This is a genomic window from Paeniglutamicibacter antarcticus, assembly GCF_039544305.1.
GTDB classification, from domain to species: Bacteria; Actinomycetota; Actinomycetes; order Actinomycetales; family Micrococcaceae; genus Paeniglutamicibacter; species Paeniglutamicibacter antarcticus_C.
In genome coordinates, this window is sequence record NZ_BAABLK010000019.1 from 1 (window position 1) to 612 (window position 612).

1 rRNA gene is annotated in these 612 nt (G+C 49.0%); it reads left to right on the forward strand.

The features are described 5' to 3' along the window. Window positions 1-447: 447 nt before the first annotated feature. A 23S ribosomal RNA gene (locus ABEA12_RS04655) occupies window positions 448-612 on the forward strand; the annotation flags it as partial.

Below are 612 nucleotides of genomic sequence, written 5' to 3' on the forward strand. Positions count from 1 at the left end.
TGGTGGGTGGTCTTCTAGTACGTGCTGCGGGGAACTTGTGTCCTGGTGGTTCTGGAAATGGAGACTGTTCATGGGTGTGGGTGGTTTTTTGGCACACTGTTGGGTCCTGAAATAACAGGCCCCTGGCTGTTGCTTGTTTCGCACTTTGTGTGGGATGGGTGGTGGTGGGGTTCTTGTTTTTTCTGGTTTGTCCCGCGCATGGCCTAAGTCGGCACGTTGATGCATCCTTTTGGGGTGTGTGGTGTTGGTGGTGGGTGTGATGGGGTTGTTGTTTGGGAACTGTATAGTGGACGCGAGCATCTTGTAAGACAAGGATTTTGTTCTTGTTTTGCATAGCAATTTCTTATGAATTATTGAATCTGGTGAGCACACTCCTTGTGGGTGTGTTTTTCTTGGTTCTTTCGATTGTAATTATTAAGCTCATGTAAAAGTTTTGATCATGTTTGTGGTCAAGTTTTTAAGGGCGCACGGTGGATGCCTTGGCATTGGGAGCCGAAGAAGGACGTGGGAATCTGCGATAAGCCTGGTGGAGTCGATAACCGGACGTTGAGACCAGGATTTCCGAATGGGGAAACCTCGTACGCTGTCATGGCGTATGACCCGCAGCTGAAC